This is a genomic window from Agrobacterium sp. M50-1, assembly GCF_049843495.1.
Lineage (GTDB): Bacteria > Pseudomonadota > Alphaproteobacteria > Rhizobiales > Rhizobiaceae > Agrobacterium > Agrobacterium radiobacter.
On the sequence record NZ_JBBHZH010000002.1, the window covers coordinates 127274 to 151408 of the forward strand.

Genomic DNA, 24135 nt, shown 5'->3' on the forward strand with positions numbered 1-24135 from the left:
TCTCCTTAATTCATTCTGCGGCGAGCAAAGTTTCGCCGTCCATGAATTGAGGGAACCACGATTCATAGGCCAAGTGCAATTCTTTAATCTCGACAGCCCGCGCCGTGCCCAGCTTTACGCTCGCACCGCCGGTAACGCCGATTGCCGGGCAGGAAACGCCCGCCGCTTTGGCCGCCGCCTGCACCTTGTCGAGATCGGCCTTCTTCACCGTCAGGACGTAACGGCCCTGGTCTTCGCCATAGAAGGTGAGGACCGGATTATGGCCTTCGACCGCATCGATCGTCGCGCCGATGCCGGAGGAAATCGCCATTTCGGCAACCGCAAGCGCCAGACCGCCCGAAGAGCAATCGTGAACGGCTGTCGCAAGACCATCGGTGATGAGCGTGCGGACGAAATCGCCGTTCTTCTTTTCGGCTGCCAGATCCACATGCGGCGCCGGGCCATCGATGCGGCCGTGGATATCGCGCATGTAAACCGACTGGGCGATATGCGTGCCGAGACCGGCAGGCGCACCGATGAGCAGCACCACTTCGTCAGCGGCGGCGAAACGAATGCGCGCCATGCGGCCCCAATCCTTCAGCAGGCCAACGCCGCCGATGGTGGGGGTGGGCAGGATCGCCTGACCGTTGGTCTCGTTGTAGAGCGAGACGTTGCCGGAAACGATGGGGAATTCCAGCACGCGGCAGGCTTCGCCGATGCCCTTGATGGCATGGACGAGCTGGCTCATGATCTCGGGCTTTTCCGGATTGCCGAAATTGAGATTGTCGGTGGCCGCGAGCGGCAAAGCGCCGGTTGCGGTGATGTTGCGCCAGCATTCGGCGACCGCCTGCTTGCCGCCTTCGAACGGGTCGGCCTCGACATAACGCGGTGTGACGTCGGAGGAGAAGGCGAGCGCCTTCTTGTCATGGCCTTCAACGCGAACCACGCCCGCATCGCCACCCGGCAGCTGCAGAGAGTTGCCCTGGATCAGCGTGTCATACTGTTCGTAGACCCAGCGGCGCGAGGAGTTGTTGGCCGAACCGAGAAGCGAAACCAGCGCATCGGCAATATCGGCCGACGGCACGTCGTTGTCGGCCAGAGCCGCCGGCACCTTGGCGGGCGTCCACGGGCGGTCGTATTCCGGGGCCTCGTCGCCCAGTTCCTTGATCGGCAGGTTGGCGACTTCCTCGCCATTGTGCAGCACGCGGAAGCGCAGGTCGTCGGTGGTCCTGCCGACAATGGCGAAGTCCAGACCCCATTTGACGAAGATCGCCTTGGCGACCTCTTCCTTGGATGGCTCGAGAACCATGAGCATGCGCTCCTGGCTTTCCGACAGCATCATTTCATAAGCCGTCATGCGCTCTTCGCGCACCGGTACGGCATTGAGATCGAGCTCGATGCCGAGATCGCCCTTCGCGCCCATTTCGACGGCCGAGCAGGTGAGGCCGGCGGCGCCCATGTCCTGAATGGCGATGACCGCGCCTGTTTTCATCAGTTCGAGGCAGGCTTCCAGCAGGCACTTTTCGGTGAAGGGGTCGCCGACCTGAACGGTCGGGCGCTTTTCTTCGATGGACTCATCGAATTCGGCGGACGCCATGGTCGCGCCGCCGACGCCGTCGCGGCCGGTCTTCGCGCCGAGATAGACCACCGGCAGGCCGACGCCCTTGGCTTCCGAAAGGAAGATCGCATCGGACTTGGCAAGGCCGGCGGCAAAGGCGTTGACGAGGATGTTGCCGTTGTAGCGCGGGTCGAATTCCACTTCGCCGCCAACCGTCGGCACGCCGAAGGAGTTGCCGTATCCGCCGACACCGGCGACGACGCCGGCCACGAGGTGGCGGGTCTTCGGATGGTCAGGCGCGCCGAAACGCAGGGCATTCATGGCCGCGATCGGGCGTGCGCCCATGGTGAAGACGTCACGCAGGATGCCGCCGACGCCGGTCGCCGCACCCTGATAGGGCTCGATATAGGACGGGTGGTTGTGGCTCTCCATCTTGAAGACGACGCAGTCGCCATCGTCGATATCCACCACGCCGGCGTTTTCGCCGGGGCCTTGAATGACGCGCGGGCCGGTGGTCGGCAGGGTCTTCAGCCACTTCTTGGAGGACTTGTAGGAGCAGTGCTCGTTCCACATGGCCGAGAAGATGCCAAGCTCGGTAAAGCTGGGCTCCCGTCCGATCAGGTCGAGGATACGCTGGTATTCGTCGGGCTTCAGCCCGTGGGATGCAACGAGTTCCGGGGTGATCTTGATGGAATTTGAGATAGACATAGGTCTCACGCGGTTCGAGCCGAGGAAAGTTTCCGGTTCTTTAGCGCAAGAGGCTCAATGGCGCGACAGGAAAATGTGCTGTTTTGCCGGCAAAACGCTGCTTTGTTGGCTTATTCAGAACTTGTAGCCGACCATCAGGCCGACGCGGGTGAGCCCGTCATTGGGGCCATCGCACAGATTGGCGTGGGAGGCGTGCTCGATCTGGGTCGAAATATTCCAGTTGTTGTCGAAGCGATATCCGATGGCGGCATATTCATGGAAAAGCACCCGGCAGCCGAATTCCGCGCCGGTTTCGCCAGCGCCGTTTTTCAGCCTGCCATCGTGCCAAAGGCCGCCAAAACCGAAATCCACGAAAATCTTCGGGTTAAGATCGAAGGTCCAGTTCACGCCGCCGTAAATGGTGTTCGCCGCGCCCTCGGTGCCGATTTCCGCACCCAGATGCAGGCGGGGGCGAGCGAGTTTTTCGCCTGTCGTTACGGCGGCTGCGCTGGCGAAGGGATCGAAATAGGCGGTGAAGGCCGGGAAGACGCCGTTTTCACCGCCGCCATCGCGATTGGCGAGCGAGGTGGTGGCTCCGAAGCGCAATTCATCGAAGATGCTGCCGTCCGCCGCATTGGCCGGCACGATGTCGATGAAGACATATGCCGCAAGCAGCACCGCCAAAGTGAAAAACGCCCTGACACCTGTGGAACCGAATGCTGCCATCGAATCATTCCCCACTGCGAATTGCGCAAAGGATGGCAGGTTTGTAATTTTGGTAAATGATCAGTTACTGAATTAAACGGGATGTTGCAGGAAAGACTCTGCGGGCCAGCGTTCACGCCACGCTTTCATAGCCGGCCGAGCCATTATCGAGCAGGTGGCGAAGGACGCCGAAGGCATGCGTCAGTTCTTCGCGGGTGGAGGGGCCTGAAAAGCTGATGCGGACGCGGTGGAAAACCTTGTCCGTCCGTCCGGCCTTGAATTCGTCCTCGTCATCGATCAGCACGCCTTCCTTCATCGCCGCATTGCGGAAGGTGCCGGAAAGCCAGGGTTCGGGCAGTCTCAGCCACAGGAAGGCGATATCGGGCAGCGAATTGAAGTCCAGCCCGGCAAAGACGCGCCGGGCAATCGCCTCGCGCTTATTCAGTTCGGCGATGCAATCCTTGCGGATATCGTGGGCGTCGCCGCAATTGACGAGGCGCGCATTGAGTTCGGCGAGCATGAACGGCAGGCCGCCCGTCATCATCGAGTGGGAAATGCGGATGCGCGAGGAATATTGCGCCGGACAGGCGACCCAGCCGCCGCGCACGCCGGCGGCGACGGATTTCGACAGGCCGCCGACAACGAAGGTGATGTCGGGCGCAAATTCGGCGATCAGCGGGATCGCCTCGCGGGTCATCGCGCCATAAAGATTGTCCTCGATGATCCACACGCCGTATCGGCGGGCGATATCGGCAATCGCGCGGCGGCGCTCTTCCGGCAGGGTGGCGCAGGTGGGGTTCTGGCCGGCCGACATCAGGAAGATCATCTTCGGATGCTGCTGGGCGCAGACGCGCTCGAAATCATCAGGGACGATGCCGTTCTCATCCGCTTCCACCAGCGTCACTCGCCGACCGGCAAGGGCGGCGCTGCGGCTGATGTGGGAATAGGTGACGGGTTCGAAGACGATGCGGTCGCCCGGCGCGGTCATCGCCGTCACCACACTCATCACCGCCGCATGGGCGCCGAGCGTCGAGACGATGTTTTCCGGTTTTGGCGACCAGCCATTCTGGGAAAGCCAGCGAACGCCCGCCATGCACCAGCTGTCAGGGAAGGAGCGGGCGTAATTGGTGATGTCGTAGGCATGCTCACGGGTGACGGCCTCGATGTGCCTGGCGATCAGCCCGCTCTGGCCGACATCCGGTGCCGCCGTCGTGTTCAGCCTGAATTCGGCGCTGCTGTCTATGGCGTGGCGCGTGCTGCCGAAGGCCGCCGCTGCCGGCTCCATGGGCAAGGACGGGGCAGGGGTCTTGCGCTCATTGACATAGGTGCCGCGTCCGACCTCACCACTGACGAGGCCGCGTTCGTGAATGAGCGCATAGGCCCGGCTGATTGTACCGATTGTCACACCGAGATCGTAAGCAAGATTGCGCTGGGGCGGCAATTTCGAGCCGGCCTGCAGGGTGCCGTCGGAAATCGCGCCTTCAATACTGTCGGCAAGGCGAAGATAAATCGGGCCGTCGCCCTCGGTAATGTCGGGAAGCCAATTTGTCATGGTGACAATTTATGCATTGTATCTATCGGTAAGTCAATTGTATTTATTGTATGCATTGATTGAGGATCAACGAACGGAGACAATAGGTGCAATATGCGCAAGATGGATCAATACCTTTCGACAGCGGATACACTCTATCCTGATGGCTACGAACGGGAACGCGTGTTCCGCGATGCCGGCGACATGGTCGCACCGGCGCCCTTTCCGGCCAAGATCGCCCGCACGCTTATTGGTCGCCTGATTGCGGGCATGTTCAATTGGCACCGGAAACGGCAGGGACGGCTCGCTTTGCGGGAATTGTCCGACGATCTTCTGGAGGATATCGGCGTTACGCGGGATGAGGCCCTCAACGAGGCCGCAAAATCGCGGCTTCTCTCCTGGCCCTCCCGGTCGCTTTGATTTTTTGTCGGAGAGCGGTGCCTTCTTTCCCCGGCGCCATCAAGCCATTCGGCAGCCCGCCGCGCCACTCCCAACCGGCGCTGGCGGGTTTTTTTAGTGGGTATACGCGGGGGTGGCAAACGGCCAAAACAACTCCCCGTCATCCTCGGGCTTGTCCCGAGGATCTGCACATATCGATTTTGCTGACGTATTTGGGTCCTCGGGACAAGCCCGAGGATGACGTCTGTGGACGTATGTTAGATCAGCAGCCCTTGCCGCCGTTCGCCCAGCGCTTGACGTCGGTTGCGATGCGGCCGGAAAGGGCTTCGTTCATCACGGGTCCGAAAGCGTCGAGCTTTGCCGGATTACCTTCGGCCTGAACCACCAGCATGGGGCGCGATTCCGGGCTGTTGCGCGGTACGAGCAGGATGCGCGGGCGGCCGGAGAAGGAATTGAGTTCGGGGGCCAAGCGATAGGCCTTGAACGCCGCATCGCCCGATTTGAACCAGCAGGCATTCGCGCCAAGCGCGATCCGTTCCATGGTCGGCAGGGCCGCGCGGGAGACGGAGGCAGCCGGCTGCGGTTTCGGCTGGCAGGCGGCAAGTGCGGCGGCAGCGAGGATCAATCCGGCGGCTTTATAGGCATTGTGTCGAAGAAGACGGGGCATCAGGTCATCCAGAAGAAAGGCCGAAACGGCGCCGGAAGCCGGCATCAAAAAAGGCGGGCCTGAAGCCCGCCCGGTCTGTCAGGCTGCGATGACGCCAAGCGCCGAGGCGAAGAGGCCGCGCCCATCATTGCCGCCATGGGCGGCTTCGATCAGGTTTTCCGGATGCGGCATCATGCCGAGAACGTTGCCTTGGGCGTTGATGACGCCGGCAATGTCGTTCAGCGAGCCGTTGGGGTTGGTGCCCTCGGCATAACGGAACACCACCTGGCCGTTGCCTTCCAGCGCCTTCAGCTCTTCGGCTTCGACGAAATAGTTGCCATCGTGGTGGGCGACGGGGCAGCGCAGGATCTGGCCCTTGTCGTAAGCGCGGGTGAAATCGGTGTCGTTATTGGCGACTTCCAGCTTCACTTCACGGCAGACGAATTTCAGCGAGGCGTTGCGCATCAGCGCACCGGGCAGCATGCCGGCTTCGACCAGTATCTGGAAGCCGTTGCAGACGCCGAGAACCTTGACGCCTTTTTCGGCCTTTTCGCGAATGGCCTGCATGACCGGCATGCGCGCGGCGATGGCGCCGCAACGCAGGTAGTCACCATAGGAGAAGCCGCCCGGGATGACGATCAGGTCGACATCGGGAATATCCGTTTCCGTCTGCCAGATGGTGACGGGCGCGCTTCCGGAGATTTTCGTCAGCGCCGCGATCATGTCGCGGTCGCGGTTGAGGCCGGGAAGTTGGACGACAGCGGATTTCATGGACGGCGGCTCCTGCGGCTTCAGAGGATAGCGATAGCGTAGTTTTCGATGACCGTATTGGCCAGGAGCTTTTCGCACATCGCCTTCAGGTCGGTCTCAGCCTTGGCCTTGTCGGCGCCTTCCAGCTCCAGGTCGAAGACCTTGCCCTGACGGACATGGCCGACGCCGCCGAAACCGAGGCTGCCGAGCGCGCCTTCAATTGCCTTGCCCTGCGGATCGAGAACGCCGTTCTTCAGCGTAACAGTCACCCGTGCCTTGATCACCTGATCTTCTCCTGATTTTACCTTGTTAGGCCAATATTACTTCACGAGGCCGATATTACTTTACCAGGACAGGACCGGTGCCGCGGATCGGTTCGTTTTCATTGATGATGCCGAGACGGCGCGCCACTTCGGAATAGGCTTCCACAAGTCCGCCCATATCGCGGCGGAACAGGTCCTTGTCCATCTTTTTCTGGGTCTCGATGTCCCACAGGCGGCAGCTGTCAGGCGAAATCTCGTCGGCAAGGATGATGCGCATCATGTCGCCTTCGAACAGGCGGCCGCATTCGATCTTGAAATCGACGAGCTGGATGCCGACGCCGAGGAAGAGGCCGGACAGGAAGTCGTTGACGCGGATGGCAAGCGCCATGATGTCATCAAGCTCGGCGGGATTGGCCCAGCCAAAGGCCGTGATGTGCTCTTCGGAGACCATCGGGTCTTCCAGCTCATCCGACTTGTAATAGAACTCGATGATGGAACGCGGCAGAACCACACCTTCATCAATGCCGAGGCGCTTGGAGAGCGAGCCGGCGGCAACATTGCGCACGACGATCTCGAGCGGGATCATCTCCACTTCCTTGATCAGCTGCTCGCGCATGTTGAGGCGGCGGATGAAGTGCGTGGGAATGCCAATCTTGTTCAGATGCGTGAAGACATATTCGCAGATACGGTTGTTCAGCACACCCTTGCCGTCGATGACTTCATGCTTCTTCTTGTTGAAAGCGGTCGCATCGTCCTTGAAGAACTGGATAAGCGTGCCTGGCTCCGGACCTTCGTAGAGGATCTTGGCCTTGCCTTCGTAAATACGGCGGCGACGGTTCATAATTGCAGGTCTCTTGGTTGACGCCGATTCTGGTGGCGTTGTGTTTGGTCTTTGAAGCGGTCCCATAAAGGAAAAGAGTGCATTCTACAATGCGGCTCGCATATTTCCCTTCAATTCTTGTGACAGGCCGGAGAAACCGCGGCACCCGGAAAACAGGCCTCCGGGGCAGATCGAAGGGGCTGCGGCCCGCACGGCCGCCGCCGTCAGGGCTCGACGGCCTTCAGTCGGCTCAGGAACTGGGCGAATACCATGCCGCCTTCCGGCCACGGACCATGACCGGACTCGCTGTTGATATGGCCGGACATGCCGGCGTCGATCAGCAGCGAGCCCCAGGCGGCGGCGATGTCATCGGCATGTTCATAGGAGCCGAAAGGATCGTTCCGGCTGGCGATGGTGATCGTCGGGAAAGGCAGCGGATCGCGCGGGTAAGGTCCGAAGGTCATCAGGTGCTTGGGCCGGATATCGGGATTGGCGACATCGGGCGGCGCAACGAACAGCGCGCCGGACACCTTCTTGCCGATTTCCGGCAGGGCATGGATGACGGTCGGCACACCGAGGGAATGGGCGACGAGGACGATGGGCTTGGTGGAGGCATTGACCTCTTCCACCAGCCGGGCGACCCAATCTTCCTTCACGGGTTTGGACCATTCGGCCTGCTCGACGCGGCGGGCGGTGGAAAGCTTGCGCTCCCAGCGGCTCTGCCAGTGGTCGGGGCCGGAATTGGTATAACCGGGGACGATCAGGATATCTGCTTCTGAAACTTTCATGCGCCCATATCTGTGTTGTGATGCCGCCGCGATCAAGGTCGCGGCGGCATTAACTTCAAGGTCTCTTGCTCAGCTCAAGTCTCATGCGTTGCCGAAGACGCGGGTGAAGATCGTGTCGACATGCTTGGTGTGGTAACCGAGGTCGAACTTCTCGCGGATCGCCTCTTCCGGAAGTGCAGCGCGCACTTCCTCGTCGCCCAACAGTTCCTCAAGGAAATCTGCGCCCTGTTCCCAGACCTTCATGGCGTTGCGTTGTACCAGACGGTAGGCGTCTTCGCGGGAAACGCCAGCCTGCGTCAGCGCCAGCAGAACGCGCTGCGAATGCACGAGGCCGCGGAACTTGTTCATGTTCTTCAGCATGTTGTCCGGGTAGATCACCAGCTTTTCGATGACGCCGGCCAGACGGTTCAGCGCGAAATCCAGCGTGACGGTCGTGTCGGGGCCGATAGCGCGCTCCACGGAGGAGTGGCTGATATCGCGCTCGTGCCAGAGCGCCACGTTTTCCATGGCCGGCACGACCGACATGCGCACCAGACGGGCAAGGCCGGTCAGGTTTTCGGTCAGAACCGGGTTGCGCTTGTGCGGCATGGCGGACGAACCCTTCTGGCCGGGAGAGAAGAACTCTTCGGCTTCCAGAACCTCGGTGCGCTGCATGTGGCGGATTTCGATGGCGACGTTTTCGATCGACGAGGCGATGACGCCGAGGGTCGCGAAGAACATGGCGTGGCGGTCACGCGGGATGACCTGCGTGGAGACCGGCTCGGGGATGAGGCCGAGCTTTTCGCAGACATGTTCCTCGACGCGCGGATCGATATTGGCGAAGGTGCCGACGGCGCCGGAGATCGCGCCCGTGGCGATTTCGGCGCGGGCATTGACAAGACGCTCGCGGTTGCGGTGCATCTCGGCATAAAAGCGGGCAAAGGTCAGGCCCATGGTGGTGGGCTCGGCATGGATGCCGTGGCTGCGGCCGATTCGCACCGTGTTCTTGTGTTCGAAGGCGCGGGTTTTCAGCGCTGCCAGAACCCGGTCCATATCGGCGAGCAGAAGATCGGCGGCGCGCACGAGCTGGATGTTGAGCGTGGTATCAAGCACGTCCGACGAGGTCATGCCCTGATGCACGAAACGGCTGTCGGGACCGACAAATTCGGCAAGATGGGTGAGGAAGGCAATGACGTCATGCTTGGTGACGGCTTCGATTTCATCGATGCGGGCGACGTCGAAGGTGGCGCTGCCGCCCTTTTCCCAGATCGTCTGGGCAGCCGACTTGGGGATGACGCCGAGTTCGGCCAGCGCGTCACAGGCATGTGCCTCGATCTCGAACCAGATGCGGAACTTTGTTTCCGGCGACCAGATGGCGACCATTTCCGGCCGGGAGTAACGAGGGATCATGGCAATGACTTTCTTTGTGGAGGAATTTTGCTGCCCGTTTAGCAAAGTGTTCCGGTAATCTCAATCTATCAAGCCACATGCCTATGTTGCTCGTTGCGCACGTCGGCAAAGGAATGCGCCCGCAGGCAGGAGCGGAACGGCGGCAAAGGGCAGATATAATCCCAGACCCAGAACGCAGAACTGGTAAATCGCGCCGAGCGATGTGAAGAGCTGCTGGAAAAACCAGATGCGGGAGAATGCCGGCGCGTGCCATTGCGCATAGAAAATCCGGTACTCGAAAGCGAAGAACGCCGCCGCGACCGCCAGCGTGAAAAAAACGATGGCAAGACAGGCCGCCGCAAAACGCAGCGGCAGGGCGGTGGACGGGGGAACGAAGTGCAACGCGGCCATGGCCAGCAGCCAGCCGAAAAGGCCGCCCGCGAAGAAAAGCGTGATTATGTCGGTGGCGTGGTCGGTTTCCAGCCGGTTCCTGACATAGAGGCCGATGGCGGCGGCCGCGGCTGAGCAGAGGGCCCAGACAAACGCGCCGAGCAGCGTAAACAGCGCTGCCGAAGCCGTGTCACGGAAACCCTGCCTGTCGCTTTCCATGAAAATCCCCCAACGCCTTGCTGTGCCGCCCCCTGCCTGTCCGCATTCAGCGGCGACGGGTTACGTCCGTCCGGCTTCCGCCGCCGCGCGCAGCTGAGCGACGGTCTTGCGGTAGTCGGCGACGCCATCGCCTTTGAAGACGGCCGAGCCGGCTACCAGCGCGTTCGCACCGGCGGCAACGATTGCGCCTGCGGTTTCCGCCGTCACGCCGCCATCCACTTCCAGTTCGATCGGCCGGTCGCCGATCATTGCCTTTGCCGCGCGGATCTTGTCGAGCATGGCCGGAATGAATTTCTGCCCGCCGAAACCGGGATTGACGCTCATGATCAGGACGAGATCGACATCATCAAGCACGTTCTCGATGACCGAAAGCGGCGTGGCGGGGTTGAGCGTCACGCCGGCCTTTCTGCCAAGCCCACGGATCGTCTGCAGCGAGCGGTGCAGGTGAGGCCCTGCTTCCGCATGCACGGTGATGCTGTCACAGCCAGCCTTGGCGAAGGCTTCGAGATAGGGGTCGACGGGCGCGATCATCAGATGGCAGTCGAAGAACGCCATGCTGTGCGGGCGCAGCGCCTTGATGACATCTGGGCCGAAGGAGATGTTGGGGACGAAGTGGCCATCCATGACATCGAGATGGATCCAGTCCGCGCCGGCTTCCGTGACATCGGCGACTTCCTGTCCGAGCTTGGCGAAATTGGCGGCCAGAATGGAAGGGGCTATGCGGATGGGCAGGGACATGGGGCAAACTCCTCTCGACGCGTTGCGTAAGCTGCCTTTAACATCAAGTATCGGGGTTTGAAACGGCCGGCCGCGCGGTTGCGGGCGGTTTTCAGCCGCGTTTCATCGAATTTCCGTTCCTGCCGCGTTGCCTATTGTCTTTCCGCCTTGTCCGCCGGTTCGAAACGCTGGCCGTTCCAGCGCTGCAGGCGATAGGGATTGTCGGAAAGGTCGTGTGACGGGTTGAAGCCGAGATCGCCGATGACGGTTTTGAAGACGGCGCCGCCAGCCAATATTTCCGGCCCGGGTTTCGACTGCGCCTGCACTGCCTCCGCAAGGGCGGCGGTGAGTTCGGCCGCTGCATAAGCGGGCAGGATGTAACCCTCAGGTTCGATGCCTGCGCCCCGCAGTTCGCCGGCGACGGTCTGGGCGGAGGGCAGGGCGTCATAGGCCGGACGCGTGACGGCCAGCACATTCGCGGTCAAGGGAACCGGATTGTTGGCGGCGTTCATGGCGTCGCCGCCCATGATGGTCAAGGGAAGGTTTTCGGATGCGGCATCCCTGGCGATGATGGCGACGTCGTTGCGCTCTGCGCCCACGAAGACATGGGTGATGCCGGTGCGCGCCAGCCGGCGTACAAGCGCAACCTGCTGTTCCTGGTTGGGCCGCATCGTATCGGTGAAGGTGGGCTTGAGGCCGTTTTCCTCGAGCGCCGAGCGGATGCGGTCCACCAGTTCGCGGCTATAGATCGTGCCGTCATCCACAAGTCCGATGGAGTGTCCCTTCCAGTCGCGCAGGATGATCTCCGCGATCCTGTCCGATTCGGCCCGGTCTGATGGGGCGAGGCGGAAGAGCGGCCAGCCGTATTTTAGCGCATCTTCCATCAGGATCGGCGCGCGGCTGGAAAGTGTGATCGCGGGAATGGCGGCCGCCTTCAATGGCGGCAGAACGCCCTGAAGCGTTTCCGTGCATAAAAACCCGATCGCGGCGCTGACCTTGGCGGCCACGAGGCCATCGGCAATCGCGCCGCCGCTGCCGTCTTCGCAGCTCTCGTGGATTTCCACGACATCAAGCCCGAGCTTGGCCGCCGCCGCCTTCGCCCCCTGCCGCACCTGCTGGCCCAGAAGCTCGTAAGGACCGTTCTGGGGGGCAACAATGCCAATCGATGCCGCGCTTGCTGAGCCCGCGAAGGCAAAACCGGCGATGATCGTTAGCAGGCGAAGTGAAAGCATGACGCGATAGAAATCCTGTTGTCCCGGCTTGATGTTTATCGGCAACAACCGGTTTTCCAAAGGAAAAATCGCTGCGGTTTCATCTTAATCGCATATCGCCATCCGCAGGGCGGCGGTTTTGATCGGAAGTTGCCCGATTCGAGGGCTCGTAGCAGTGAGACAACTTTTGATTGTTTGCATTCGGTGCAATTGCGCGCGACCGGTCTCACGGCGCGGCTGTTCTTGCGGTGAGTTGTTCCTCCTTTGCGCCGACTGGACGAGGAGGTATTTCGTGTTCCTGCCGTGAGTTGCGTTACTTCATAAATCTATTACATGTGCCGCGTATAAGCACAGTTTAGAAAAGACTGAGCTAGGTTTATGCTTTTCAGAGTGCAGCACAAAAACATGCACATTTTATTATCAATTGCATAATTTATTGATATATATGACGAATATATAATCCTTCCAATTATTCCCCGCTTTTACGCCATGTTTTTTTCGCATTTGCGAGAAGATTTGCTTGACGGAAAGTAAATGATTAGCTTAGATGTAATTGTTTCAGGGGACGACTGAAATTGGCTGTAACAGGCCTCGGAAAGTGTTCCGATTATAAGCACTGCCAGACTATATTACATTCTATATTCTATTTTTTTCATTACGTATAAACCGCTTCAGGCAACTGGGGCGGTTTTTTACATGAAGCTAATTTAAGCAATTTAAAATTGAATTCCGAAAGCCAGGCGCAAAGACGTTCTTTCATTTTTGTATTTCTGGAAAAGATATAGCGCGGAGAGGGTAAATCCGACTCCGGCGTATAGATCGTATGACTGTGTGAAATTGCCCGTCGAACGCCCTTGCTGCCTGCAGGCGGGTTCGGTTGGCCGCTTGTGCGGCCTTATTTCAGGGCGGCCAGGGCGTCCCTGGCAAAGGCGGAGATGGGTTCGGGAAGTTCACCCGGATCGAACCAGCCGATGGCGGAAAGCTTGTCCGGTTCGGTCAATGCCGGCTCACCCTGCGCATCGCGGGTGACGAAGATCAGCGAAACCCAGTGGTGGCGGTCTTGCGTATCGATAAATTCGCTATGGCAGAGAAATTCGACGTCGCCGATCTCAAGGCCGGTTTCTTCTTCGGCCTCGCGGCGTGCCGCGGCGAGGGATGTTTCAAGGTGATCGACCTTGCCGCCCGGAATACTCCAGTATCCGGCTTCCGGCGCCTTTAAGCGCCGGCACAAAAGTACGCGCTCGTCACGCAATATGACAAGGCCGACACCAACGCCCGGAAAATCGAGGCCGGGCTTGATGGTTGATGTCATATTGTCCATTGCGCTGGTCAAGCCTTGGCGTTGGCCACGATCAGCATGAAGGCGGGAATGTCGTCGCCGAAACCAACCGGTGTCGGGCCATCGTCATGGTCGCGATAATGGCGGCGGCGGTCGCGGTTGTCGTCGTTGGCGTGCGGCTGGTTGCGGCTGTTGCGCTCGGAATTGCGCGGGGTCTTTTCCGGTCTGCGTTCTGCCTTCACCTTGTCTTCTCCGTGAGCCGCAACGTCCGTATCCACAGCGGACTGTGCATCCTGATTGATGTTTTCGACCGGCGATGCGGGTGCATCGCGACGGTTCCTGTCGCGACCTCTACCGCCACGTTCCTTGGGCCCCCGGCGGCTGGAATTGCTCTCGAAGCTTTCCATGGGCGCGGGGAGTGAGGACAGGTCACCGCTCAGCCACTCGATCTTCTCGGCGATCAGCTTTTCGATCGCGTCGAGATATTTCGCATCGCTCTTGGTGACGAGGGTGAAGGCCTTGCCCGAACGGCCCGCACGACCGGTACGGCCGATGCGGTGGACATAGTCTTCGGCATGAATGGGAACATCGAAGTTGAAGACGTGGCTGACATCGGGAATATCCAGCCCGCGTGCCGCGACGTCGGAGGCGACCAGCAGCGACAGGTTTCCGTCGCGGAAGTTCTGCAGCATCGTGGTGCGCGAACGCTGGTCCATGTCGCCATGCAGCGCGCCGACGGAAAAGCCGTGGCGGTCGAGCGAGCGGAACAGGTCGGCCACATCCTTCTTGCGGTTGCAGAAGATGATCGCGTTCTTGAGTTCGGCTTCCTCGGCACGGACCAGATCGCGCAGGACAGCGCGTTTTTCATAGTCCTTGTTGTGCGCGGCGACGATGCGCTGCGTCACGGTCTTTGCCGTGGAAGAAGGCTTGGCGACTTCGATACGGGTCGGGTTCTGAAGGAACCGGTCAGCCAGCTTCTGGATTTCCGGCGGCATGGTGGCCGAGAAGAACAGCGTCTGCCGGGTGAAGGGGATCATCTTGGCGATACGCTCGATATCGGGAATGAAGCCCATGTCGAGCATGCGGTCGGCTTCGTCGATGACGAGGATTTCCACGCCGGTCATCAGGAGCTTGCCGCGCTCGCAATGGTCGAGAAGGCGGCCGGGCGTGCAGATCAGCACATCGGCGCCGCGCTCCAGCTTGCGGTCCTGGTCTTCGAAGGAAACACCGCCGATGAGGAGGGCGACGTTCAGCTTGTGATTCTTGCCGTATTTCTCGAAGTTCTCCGCCACCTGTGCTGCAAGCTCGCGGGTCGGCTCGAGGATCAGGGTGCGCGGCATTCTGGCGCGCGCACGGCCCTTTTCGAGCAACGTCAGCATCGGCAGAACGAAGGACGCGGTTTTGCCCGTGCCTGTCTGTGCGATACCGCAGATATCACGCTTTTCCAGCGCCGGCGGAATGGCGCCAGCCTGAATGGGTGTCGGCGTCGTGTAGCCGGCATCTGCAATAGCGGAAAGAACTTTTTGGCTCAGGCCAAGATCAGAGAATGTTGTCAAAGGAAGAACTTTTTCCGTTCTGGTTCGGTAAGAACACCTGCGTGCCGCTGCGGCACTTGCAAAGACTTGGCGCGGGGATATGCCCAAATTGCCGGAAAGTCAAGGAAACAACGGGGAAAGCGCGCGAAACAGCGGGGTTCGGGCGGGGCTTCTGGGCCTTTGGTGCAGATTTCAGCGATTTATCGTAAAAAGCCCAAAAAAAGCATTAAAATCGTGCTGCTATTTTAAATAGGTTTTGAGTTCCGTTCCAGCGATCAGGAACCGCATGGGATCAACAGGCGTATCGTTGCGGCGCACCTCATAATGCACATGCGGACCGGTGGAGCGACCGGTGCTGCCGGCGCGACCGATGACGTCGCCTGCTTCGACCTTGTCGCCGGCTCTCACCAGAATGGCGGAGAGATGGCCGAATCGCGTCGAGACGCCCTGGCCGTGATCGATTTCGACCATATTGCCGTAGCCGCCTGAGTTTTCCGCCACCGTCACCTTGCCCGCGCCGGTGGATTTGACGTCTGCGCCGGTTTCGGCGCGAAAATCGATGCCGGTATGAAGGGCCGGTCTGCCGAGAAACGGATCCATCCGGTTGCCGAATCGGCTGGTGATCGCCCGACCGGGGGCCGGGTTGCCGAAGGGCAGGGCGGTTGCGGTTTCCTTGACGATGTCGAGCCTGTTCAGCGCATTGTCGAGATTGGTAAGCGACAGGTTGAAAGGATCGGTTTCACCGCGCTCGGGATCGGCATAGGGGCCGCCTACGTCGTCGTTGCCGTTCTCCTCAATTTTCAGGCCGGCCTGCCGGATGATATCCTGCATCGCATTCGCCTTGTCCTCGGCGTCGCTGGTCAGTCTGGCTATGCGCGATATCTGCTGGCGCTCTATATCCTTCAGCGACAGTGTCACCTTGGAGAACACCCGATCGGCCCGGTCGGACGGTGTTTCGCCGGCTTCGGGTACATAGGCGGCGCGTCTGTCTGATGTGGCGGACTTTTCCGTCTGTGGCCTGCGTGGCGCCATCAGCTTTTCAATGGCCGAAAGGCCGCCGGAAAGGTCAGCGCGTTTTTCCGGCGCCATGGCGTTCGAAAGAGACGAGGGCGCGGCCGGGGAGGCGGCGATGCCGGAATTTTCGGCGCGCTCCAGCAATTCACTCATGCGGCCGTGTCGCGAGGTCAGCGCCGCCTGCTGTTCCAGCAGCTTTTCCACTTTCTTTTCAACGACCTGCTGATCGAGCAGCTGCCGGGACGTGACGCGGTCCACCTGGGCCCTCAGCGCCGCGATGCGGTCTTCATAGTCGTTCTGCATGCGGGTCTGGCGCGCCATGGTCGCGCCGATCAGGTCGTCACGCAAGATGAGATAGCTTGTGGCGCCGAGATAGCCGAGTGAAAACAGGCCTATCGTGCAGCCGGCAAGCGCCGCCATCCACGGCCGGATGGTCATGTGCCGCACCCTGTCGCCGCGCGCGAGAATGAGCACGTGGGGCTCACGCTTTTTGCCGAATACCCGGTTTTCCGCCGTATCAGTCACAATCTCTCTCCGGACTGGCCGATTTCTTAAGGGAAATCATAATTCGTTAAGGTTAACGAAGTTTTGCAGGAGAGGTCTTTTAGCCTTGTCAGCTATTGGCTGACGGATGTGAGCGCGCGGTAAAAGGAAGGTGTCAGGCCGGCTTCGGCCCGGGCAAGGTCGTTGAAGGGCGGTTTCAGCGGGCCGCGGAAATTGGCGCGCACCAGTTGCCTGAAGGTTGCGGCCGGGTCCTTCTTCTCCCGAGCGCACAGGAACCGGAACCATTTCGCGCCGATGGCGACATGGCCCTTTTCATCATTATAGATGATGTCGAGAACGGCGGCGCTTTCGAGGTCGCCGGTTTCTCGCATCCTGGCCTGCAGGGCAGGGGTAACGTCCAGCCCGCGCGCTTCCAAGATGAGCGGCACGACCGCCAGCCGCGCGGTGAGATCGTTGCGTGTGGAGTGGGCGGCCTGCCAGAGCCCGTCATGGGCCGGCAGATCGCCATAGTCGGCGCCGAGGCTTCTCAGGCGGTCGCGCACCAGCCGGAAATGTTTGGCCTCTTCGAAGGCGACCTGCATCCAACCGTCGAAAAAGGAATGCGGCACCGGTTCGCTGGCGTAACGCGCGACGATATCGAGCGCGAGATCGACGGCGTTGAGTTCGATATGGGCGATGGCATGAAGCAGCGCGATCCGTCCCCTGACGCTGTGGAGCGAGCGGCGTTCCACAGCGGTTGGCGGCACGAGTTCCGGCTTCTCGGGCCTGCCCGGACGTTCGGGCAGCGGCGCGTCGAGCGGGGAGCGCAGCGACAGGCGGCGCGCAAACCAGCGTGTCGCCGTTTCCTGCGCAAGCGCGGTTTTTCTGTCGAGATCGGCGCTCGCGATCGCATCCGTCGCGCCGCCTCGGAGCGAAATGATCTTGAACGGGGGCGTCACGACGGGTTGGTCCCTCAGAGCTTCTTCACGGCCTCAAGAACGGCCTGCGCGTGACCCGCGACCTTCACCTTGTTCCAGACTTCCGCGATTTTTCCATCGGGCGCGACGAGGAAGGTGGTGCGTTCGACACCCATGTATTTTTTGCCATACATGCTTTTTTCCTTCCAGACGCCATAGGCTTCCACAACCTTCTTCTCCTCATCGGAGACCAGCATGACGGAGAGGGCGTGTTTTGCCGCGAATTTGTCGTGACTTTTGACGCTGTCGGGCGAAATGCCGATGACGACGGCGTTGGCTGCCTCGAATTCGCCGCCCAGCGCGCTGAAGTCGATGGCTTCGGCGGTGCAGCCCGATGTGTCGTCCTTCGGGTAGAAATAGAGGATGACGGCCTTGCCTTGCAGTTTGGACAATGTCACCGTCCCTTCACCGCTACGGGGCAAAGTAAAATCGGGAGCGGTGCCGCCAATCGTCAAGTCTGTCATAATCTACCTTTCTTTCGCCGGGATGTTGAGTGAAAGTCGCCACATTCGATATATAGCGAAACCGCGCGTCGTCCAGATCACGATTGAGATTTGAGGTCGAAACGATCTTAAATCTCAATCGTGATCTGGGCTAAAGAATTAGAGCGGGATTCCAGACGGAAACCGCTTATACTTTTCGCCATCCGCTCCGGTGTTGCGGCGAAACAAAGCTATTCAAGGGCAAACAAGGGCGTATGGCTGAAGTCAGGGGTGAAAAGGTCAAGTTCGGCAAGCGTGATATCATTGCGCTGCATGATCTTCCTTCGGCGCAGGCCGAAGATCCCATCATCGTTCATTGCCCTGCGCCGCGCTCCATGGTGCGGGCCTTCGTCAAGATTTTCGCGGCGCTTTTCGTGCTGGCCTTCCTCTCCATCGGCGGCATCATTCTTTCGGTCGAGACCGGATCGATCGATGCGACGCTTTCCAGCCAGGCGCAGCAGGCGCTGGAAAAGGCGCTCGGTCCACACTACAGCGCGCGGATCGGTTCTTCGGCGATCAGGTTTTCCACCGGGCTGCGCCTTGCGCTGGTGGCCGAGGACGTGGATATCGTCGAGAAGGAATCCGGCCAGCATCTGAGCCGGGCGCGGGCGATCGGCATGGCGCTCGATCCGCTTGCGCTTCTGACCGGCCGCGTCTCGGTGCAAAGCCTCGAAGCTGACGGGATGGAGCTCGATACCGCGCTTTTGCCCAAGGGTAACGGGTTCGATCTTACCAGCATCAAGCTCGACGCCGTGCCGCAGCAATTGCAGGACGCATTCGGACAGCTCGACAAGCTCGCCCAGGCTTTCCTCAGCAGCGGAACCGAGGAGATCGATATTTCCAGCGTTTCGGTTCACCTGCCGCCCGGCGAACTCGGCAAGCCGCGCACCATAGAAGTGCGCGAATTGTCGCTGACGCCGGATCAGCAGGGCGGCTATTCGCTTGATGGCGAAACGCTGTTTAACGGTGAGATTGCCAGCGTATCGCTCAAGACCTCCGGCGCGGGCGGTGTGATCAACGGCTTCGAGGCCCGCATCGACGGTTTCGATATCGGCCCGTTCCTGGAAAAATACGATCCCGACGGCAATCTTCATGAGGGCCTGAACGTCAAGACCGGCGTCAACATTGTCGCCCGGCGGGCCACGCAGGGGCAGGAGCCGCGCCTGGACGTTTCCCTCGGCATGGGCAACGGCACGCTTCGGATTGGCGGCGAAGCCCAGACCTTCACGGCAGGCACCGTCAATGCGCATTATGACTTTGCAAAAAGCACCCTCGTCATCGACAATTCGCGGCTGGAGCTTGGCCGGACCATTATTCCGGTCGCCGGTGAAATCAGCGATACGGAAGACGGCTTCGGTCTTTCGCTGCGGATCGACAATGGCGTTGCTTCGTCCGAAGCTTCGGGGGAGGCCCCAGTTCCTTTCAGCCTGAAGGCGGACGGGCATTTCACGGCGGCGACAAAACAGCTTGATGTTCCCGCGCTTTATGTCTCGGGCCCGCTAGGAGACATGGCGGGATCGCTGAAAATCCGGTTCGGCCAGGGCTCGCCGGAAATCAGTTTCGGCGGACAGATTCCGAAGATGGAGGCCACGGCGGTCAAGCAGCTCTGGCCGTTCTGGATGGCGCACAAGCCGCGCGACTGGGTCGTGTCCAATCTTTACGGCGGCACCGTCACCAATGGTTCAATCGCGATCTTCATCCCGCAGGGACGGATGTGCGGCCCCGGCTGCCCTCTGGTGCTGGGCGAAAGCGAAATGCAGATCCGTTTCGATATCGATGACACGCGCCTCAATACCACCGGCGACATTCCACCCTTGCGCGATGTGGATGCGCATTTTGACCTTGTCGGCGGCAAGATGGCCGTCGATATCAAGCAGGGCACAACCTATTTCCCGTCGAACCGGTCGCTTGCGCTGGAGAACAGCCGCTTTCTCATTTCCGCCGTTTACGACAAGCCGTTGCTCGGAAATCTCGAGTTGAACGTTTCAGGTTCGGCCGATGCCGTGGCCGAGCTTGCGACACTCAAACCCATCAATGCGCTCAAGGACACGCAGTTCAAACCGGAAGATTTCACCGGCGATGTCAAAGCCCACGCGAATCTCACCGTTGGCCTGCTTTCCAGCCACAACCCGCCGCCGCCGGTCTGGACGGCCGATCTCGACCTGAAAAACCTGTCGCTGACGAAGCCCTTCGCCGGCCACAAGGTGACCGCTGTCGACGGCTTCATGACGTTGGACGACCGCCAGCTCAAACTGGAGGGCAAGGGCCGCGTGGACGACGTGCCGATGGACATCGTGATGACGGAACCGGTGCGCAAGAAGAGCGATATCGCGCCGACACTGTCGCTGAAGGCAACCCTCAATGAGACGCAGGTCGCCAAGCTCGCCCCTGAACTGTCCACGGTCCTCGGCGGCACGACGGCGATTGAAATCGACGGCGCTGACCCGAAACGCCAGGACATCCGGCTTGATCTGACCAAGGCGTCGATCATTCTGCCCGGGCTCGGCTGGAGCAAGGGTATCGGCATTCCGGCCAATGCCACCTTGACCATGGAAGTGGCTGATGGGCGCACGACGATCAGCGACTTCTCACTCGATGGCGACGGTTTCGGCGCTGCCGGCGATATCGCCTTCAGCAAGAACGGGCTGATTTCCGCCGATCTCAGCCGCGTGCAACTCTCGCCCTCCGACAATTACGCCGTTTCGGTCGCCGCGTCGAAGAACGGCTATATCATCAATGCATCGGGCAAATCCGCCGATCTCAGGCCCTTCATTTCGAAGCTGCGCAGCCCCTCCAGCGGCAGCGACGGCGCGTCCCGTTCGCAGCCCACACTTTCCGTCAAGGCGCAGTTCGACAAGGTTTACGGTTTCAACGACGAAATCCTCGGCAATGTCAGCGCCGATGTCAGCGTGCGGGACGGCAAGGTACGCTCGGTTGATTTCCGCGGTGTCACCGGCAACGGCCAGGCGGTCGTCGCCCAGACCACCAATCGCGGGGCGACGGGAACCGTAACGCTGACCAGCAGCGATGCGGGTTCGCTCGCCCGTTTTGCCAATATCTACAGCCGCATCCGCGGCGGCCTGCTCAATCTTGCGCTGACGACGTCCAATGGCAACGATTGGAGCGGCTCGCTCGACCTGCGCAATTTTGCCGTCGTCAACGAAGCCAAGCTGCAGGACATCGTCGCCACACCGACGGGTGAGGACGGCAGGAGCCTCAACAATGCGGTGCGCCGCAATATCGATGTCAGTTCGGAAAAATTCCAGCGCGGTTTTGCCCGCCTCGTTTATGTCAATGGTTCGGTGGCGGTGGAAAACGGCGTCGTGCGCGGTGAACAGATCGGCGCGACATTCCAGGGGCTCTTGAAGGACCAGAGCGGCCGCATGGACATGACTGGCACCTTCATGCCTGCCTATGGTCTGAACCGGCTGTTCGGGGAACTGCCTTTCATCGGCATCTTCCTTGGCAATGGCCGCGACCGGGGTCTGCTCGGCATTACCTTCAAGCTGTCAGGCCAGACGGACCAGCCGAAGCTGACGATTAATCCGCTGTCGCTCATCGCGCCCGGCGTCTTCCGGCAAATCTTCGAGTTCCAATAAAAAGGGCCGCTTTCGCGGCCCTCAATAACAGCTTTGGTGCGGGTGTTACGCCGGGCGAACCAGAACGTGCTTCTTCTTGCCGACCGAGAGCTTGATGACGCCGTCACCGGTCACTTCGCCGGAACCAACGCTCTGACGCTCATCGGAAACGCCGATGTCGTTGATCTTAACCGCACCGCCCTGAACATGGCGGCGGGCCTCACCATTCGAACCGGCGAGACCGGCGCGCACGATGAGCGAGAGAACGCCGACGCCGGCTTCGAGTTCGGATGCCGGAACCTCGATGGAGGGCAGGTTTTCAGCCAACGCGCCTTCCTCAAAGGTCTTGCGTGCGGTTTCGGCAGCTTCTTCCGCAGCGGCGCGGCCATGCAGGATCGCCGTTACTTCGGTCGCGAGGATTTTCTTCGCCTCGTTGATCTCCGATCCGCCAAGCGCGGCGATACGGGCGATCTCATCCATCGGAAGCGTGGTGAAGAGCTTCGCGAAGCGAACGACATCCGCATCTTCCGTGTTGCGCCAGTACTGCCAGAAATCATAGACCGGTAGCAGGTCCTTATTCAGCCATACGGCGCCCGACGCCGACTTGCCCATCTTTGCACCCGAGGAAGTGGTCAGAAGCGGCGAGGTCAGCGCGTAGAGTTGCGGTGTCCCCATGCGGTGACCGAGGTCGATGCCGTTGATGATGTTGCCCCACTGGTCGGAACCGCCCATCTGCAGGCGGCAGCCTGTGCGCTGGTTCAGCTCCACGAAGTCGTAGGCCTGCAGGATCATGTAGTTGAATTCGAGGAAGGACAGCGACTGCTCGCGGTCGAGACGCGTCTTCACGCTGTCGAAGGACAGCATGCGGTTGACCGAGAAATGGCGGCCGACATCGCGCAGGAATTCGAGGTAGTTGAGACCACGCAGCCAGTCGGCATTGTTGATCATCAGCGCCGGATTGCTGGCGCGATCGTAATCGAGGTAGTTGGCGAAGACGTGCTTGAGCGAGGTTATGTTATCCTCGATCATGTCGATCGTCATCAACTTGCGGGCCTCTTCCTTGAAGGAGGGATCGCCGACCATGCCGGTGCCGCCGCCCATCAGGGAAATCGGCTGGTGGCCGGTCTTCTGCATCCAGTGCAGCATCATGATCTGGGTGAGGTGGCCGACATGCAAACTCGAAGCCGTCGGGTCATAGCCGATATAGGCGGTCACGGTTTCCTTGGCGAACAGTTCGTCGAGACCTGCCTCATCGGAGATCTGGTGAATGAAGCCGCGCTCATCGAGCGTGCGGAGGAAATCGGACTTGAACCTGGACATAACCTTTTACTTTCTGGTTTGATCTTTGCCGTCGCTGGAGCGCCGCACGTCCTTTCGGACGCGCAAAGGACGCTCCACAATGCCGTAAGCAGCCAATGAACGACGCGGCTTTATCATTGTTTTTTGAAATGTGCACCCGTTTCGGCCATGAATAACGGCGATTCACGTCATCATGATTCGATATTGAAGGGGAGCGGCGCGTGGGCGAGGTCAAAACGGCGATCGGGCTGATGAGCGGGACATCGATGGACGGCATCGATATCGCCCTGTTGCGCACGGAGGGCGAGAGCGTGGTGCGGCACGGGCCGAGCGGTTATTTCCCCTATGATCCGGGCCTGCGCGCCATCTGGCAGAAGGCGCTGGTTACGGCAAAAGCCATTCGCGAACGGCGTGAACGCCCCGGCGATCTGGCTGATGCAGAGCACAAGCTGACGCTTGCCCATGCGGCGGCGGTCAAATCCTTCCTCCACCGTCACCGGCTTCTGCCCGGTGATATCGATGTCATCGGGTTTCATGGGCAGACCGTGCTACACCGGCCGGATGAGGCGCTGACCGTACAGATCGGTGATGGCGCGCTGCTGGCCTCCGAAACCGGCATCGACGTGGTTTATGACATGCGCGCCAACGACATGGTGCATGGCGGGCAGGGTGCGCCGCTCATTCCCGCCTACCACATGGCGCTCTCCGCCAATCTGCCTGATGGCTTCGAAACGCCCGCCGTCTTCGTCAATATCGGCGGTATCTCCAATCTGACCTATATTGGCGAGGGCGGGCGGCTTACGGCTTTCGACAGCGGGCCGGGCAATATGCTGATCGACCAGTGGATCGAGGCGCATACCGGCAAAGCCTTCGACAAGGGCGGCAGGACGGCGGCGGGCGGCAGCGTCGTTGCCTCGCTCGTCACGCGTTACATGGAAAGCCCGTTCTTCTCGGCCAATATCCGCCGCTCGCTTGACCGCAGCGATTTCGTTCCGCCGCAACAGGGGGAGATTTCGCTGGCGGACGGTGCGCGCACGCTATCGCATCTGACGGGCGCTGCGATCCTCAAATCGGCGAGCTATCTGCCGGAAGCGGCGAAAACCTATGTCGTCTGTGGTGGCGGGCGTCTTAACCCTGTTATCATGGAAGAGTTTGCAAACCTTGCCGCAAAGGTGGGGGCGCGGGTGATTGCGGCGGAGGAGGCGGGTTTCGATGGCGGGGCGATGGAGGCGGAGGCCTGGGCCTATCTCGCCGTGCGATCGCTTAAAGGCCTGCCGCTGACCTATCCCGGCACGACGGGCGTGAACGAGCCGGTGACGGGTGGGGTTTTGGTGAGGGCGTAATAGACGACGGCGGGTGTGGCTCACCCCCCTCTGCCCTGCCGGGCATCTCCCCCGCAAGGGGGGAGATCGAATCGTGGCGACCTATCGGCCACCTTGAACGTAGCAGCTTAGGCA

At 60.5% G+C, this 24135-nt stretch carries 21 protein-coding genes; 3 read left to right on the top strand and 18 right to left on the bottom strand.

Annotated features, from left to right (window positions below; genetic code table 11):
• Window positions 1-10 precede the first annotated feature (10 nt).
• The 3 genes from purL to WDZ78_RS04705 form a co-directional block, all read right to left on the bottom strand.
• On the bottom strand, window positions 11-2245 hold the full coding sequence (purL, locus tag WDZ78_RS04695; protein WP_020012851.1) for a phosphoribosylformylglycinamidine synthase subunit PurL: 2235 nt from the start codon (window positions 2243-2245) through the stop codon (window positions 11-13).
• Between the two features lie 114 nt (window positions 2246-2359).
• Window positions 2360-2950 (bottom strand): acyloxyacyl hydrolase, encoded by a 591-nt coding sequence (locus tag WDZ78_RS04700; protein WP_020012850.1) that lies wholly within the window; start codon window positions 2948-2950, stop codon window positions 2360-2362.
• 112 nt (window positions 2951-3062) lie between these two features.
• A complete protein-coding gene (locus WDZ78_RS04705) occupies window positions 3063-4481 on the bottom strand; it encodes a PLP-dependent aminotransferase family protein (RefSeq protein WP_425672443.1) in 1419 nt (472 codons plus the stop codon).
• A 93-nt stretch (window positions 4482-4574) separates the two neighbouring features.
• On the opposite strand from WDZ78_RS04705, the gene WDZ78_RS04710 reads away from it, so the two are divergent.
• Window positions 4575-4880, top strand: a complete 306-nt coding sequence (locus WDZ78_RS04710; protein ID WP_425672444.1) for a DUF1127 domain-containing protein — start codon at window positions 4575-4577, stop codon at window positions 4878-4880.
• A 241-nt stretch (window positions 4881-5121) separates the two neighbouring features.
• On the opposite strand, the gene WDZ78_RS04715 is transcribed toward WDZ78_RS04710, so the two are convergent.
• The 14 genes from WDZ78_RS04715 to bcp form a co-directional block, all read right to left on the bottom strand.
• Window positions 5122-5571: a hypothetical protein gene (locus tag WDZ78_RS04715; RefSeq protein ID WP_020012847.1), complete on the bottom strand. Its 450-nt coding sequence runs from the start codon at window positions 5569-5571 to the stop codon at window positions 5122-5124.
• Window positions 5572-5604: 33 nt separating this feature from the next.
• A complete protein-coding gene (purQ, locus tag WDZ78_RS04720) occupies window positions 5605-6276 on the bottom strand; it encodes a phosphoribosylformylglycinamidine synthase subunit PurQ (protein ID WP_425672445.1) in 672 nt (223 codons plus the stop codon).
• Window positions 6277-6296: 20 nt separating this feature from the next.
• Entirely contained in the window at window positions 6297-6539 is a 243-nt protein-coding gene (gene purS, locus WDZ78_RS04725; RefSeq protein ID WP_003507918.1) for a phosphoribosylformylglycinamidine synthase subunit PurS, read from the bottom strand.
• Window positions 6540-6594: 55 nt separating this feature from the next.
• Entirely contained in the window at window positions 6595-7359 is a 765-nt protein-coding gene (gene purC / locus WDZ78_RS04730; RefSeq protein ID WP_003516002.1) for a phosphoribosylaminoimidazolesuccinocarboxamide synthase, read from the bottom strand.
• A 203-nt stretch (window positions 7360-7562) separates the two neighbouring features.
• On the bottom strand, window positions 7563-8126 hold the full coding sequence (locus WDZ78_RS04735; RefSeq protein WP_020012845.1) for an alpha/beta hydrolase: 564 nt from the start codon (window positions 8124-8126) through the stop codon (window positions 7563-7565).
• A gap of 81 nt (window positions 8127-8207) precedes the next feature.
• Entirely contained in the window at window positions 8208-9515 is a 1308-nt protein-coding gene (gene purB, locus WDZ78_RS04740) for an adenylosuccinate lyase (RefSeq protein WP_425672446.1), read from the bottom strand.
• A gap of 81 nt (window positions 9516-9596) precedes the next feature.
• Entirely contained in the window at window positions 9597-10103 is a 507-nt protein-coding gene (locus WDZ78_RS04745; protein WP_425672447.1) for a hypothetical protein, read from the bottom strand.
• 60 nt (window positions 10104-10163) lie between these two features.
• Window positions 10164-10841 carry a ribulose-phosphate 3-epimerase gene (gene rpe / locus WDZ78_RS04750; protein ID WP_003507931.1) on the bottom strand — a complete coding sequence of 226 codons (678 nt, stop codon included), beginning with the start codon at window positions 10839-10841 and terminating at the stop codon, window positions 10164-10166.
• A gap of 131 nt (window positions 10842-10972) precedes the next feature.
• Window positions 10973-12052, bottom strand: coding sequence for an ABC transporter substrate-binding protein (locus WDZ78_RS04755; RefSeq protein WP_425672448.1), 1080 nt, complete (start codon window positions 12050-12052; stop codon window positions 10973-10975).
• Window positions 12053-12926: 874 nt separating this feature from the next.
• On the bottom strand, window positions 12927-13352 hold the full coding sequence (locus WDZ78_RS04760; protein WP_425672449.1) for an NUDIX domain-containing protein: 426 nt from the start codon (window positions 13350-13352) through the stop codon (window positions 12927-12929).
• A gap of 8 nt (window positions 13353-13360) precedes the next feature.
• Window positions 13361-14866: a DEAD/DEAH box helicase gene (locus tag WDZ78_RS04765; RefSeq protein WP_425672450.1), complete on the bottom strand. Its 1506-nt coding sequence runs from the start codon at window positions 14864-14866 to the stop codon at window positions 13361-13363.
• Between the two features lie 219 nt (window positions 14867-15085).
• Window positions 15086-16384 carry a M23 family metallopeptidase gene (locus WDZ78_RS04770; RefSeq protein WP_425672451.1) on the bottom strand — a complete coding sequence of 433 codons (1299 nt, stop codon included), beginning with the start codon at window positions 16382-16384 and terminating at the stop codon, window positions 15086-15088.
• Between the two features lie 92 nt (window positions 16385-16476).
• The gene (locus WDZ78_RS04775; RefSeq protein WP_020012838.1) at window positions 16477-17301 is read right to left on the bottom strand and encodes a ferritin-like domain-containing protein; all 825 of its coding nucleotides are present in this window, start codon (window positions 17299-17301) and stop codon (window positions 16477-16479) included.
• Window positions 17302-17315: 14 nt separating this feature from the next.
• Window positions 17316-17783, bottom strand: a complete 468-nt coding sequence (gene bcp / locus WDZ78_RS04780; protein ID WP_425672452.1) for a thioredoxin-dependent thiol peroxidase — start codon at window positions 17781-17783, stop codon at window positions 17316-17318.
• Window positions 17784-18016: 233 nt separating this feature from the next.
• Between bcp and WDZ78_RS04785 the strand changes: the two genes are divergently transcribed.
• Entirely contained in the window at window positions 18017-21400 is a 3384-nt protein-coding gene (locus tag WDZ78_RS04785; RefSeq protein ID WP_425672453.1) for a DUF3971 domain-containing protein, read from the top strand.
• A gap of 45 nt (window positions 21401-21445) precedes the next feature.
• On the opposite strand, the gene tyrS is transcribed toward WDZ78_RS04785, so the two are convergent.
• A complete protein-coding gene (gene tyrS / locus WDZ78_RS04790; RefSeq protein ID WP_020012835.1) occupies window positions 21446-22699 on the bottom strand; it encodes a tyrosine--tRNA ligase in 1254 nt (417 codons plus the stop codon).
• Window positions 22700-22899: 200 nt separating this feature from the next.
• Here tyrS and WDZ78_RS04795 point away from each other — a divergent pair, with 200 nt between their 5' ends.
• Window positions 22900-24021, top strand: a complete 1122-nt coding sequence (locus WDZ78_RS04795) for an anhydro-N-acetylmuramic acid kinase (protein ID WP_425672454.1) — start codon at window positions 22900-22902, stop codon at window positions 24019-24021.
• The last annotated feature ends 114 nt before the right edge of the window (window positions 24022-24135 follow it).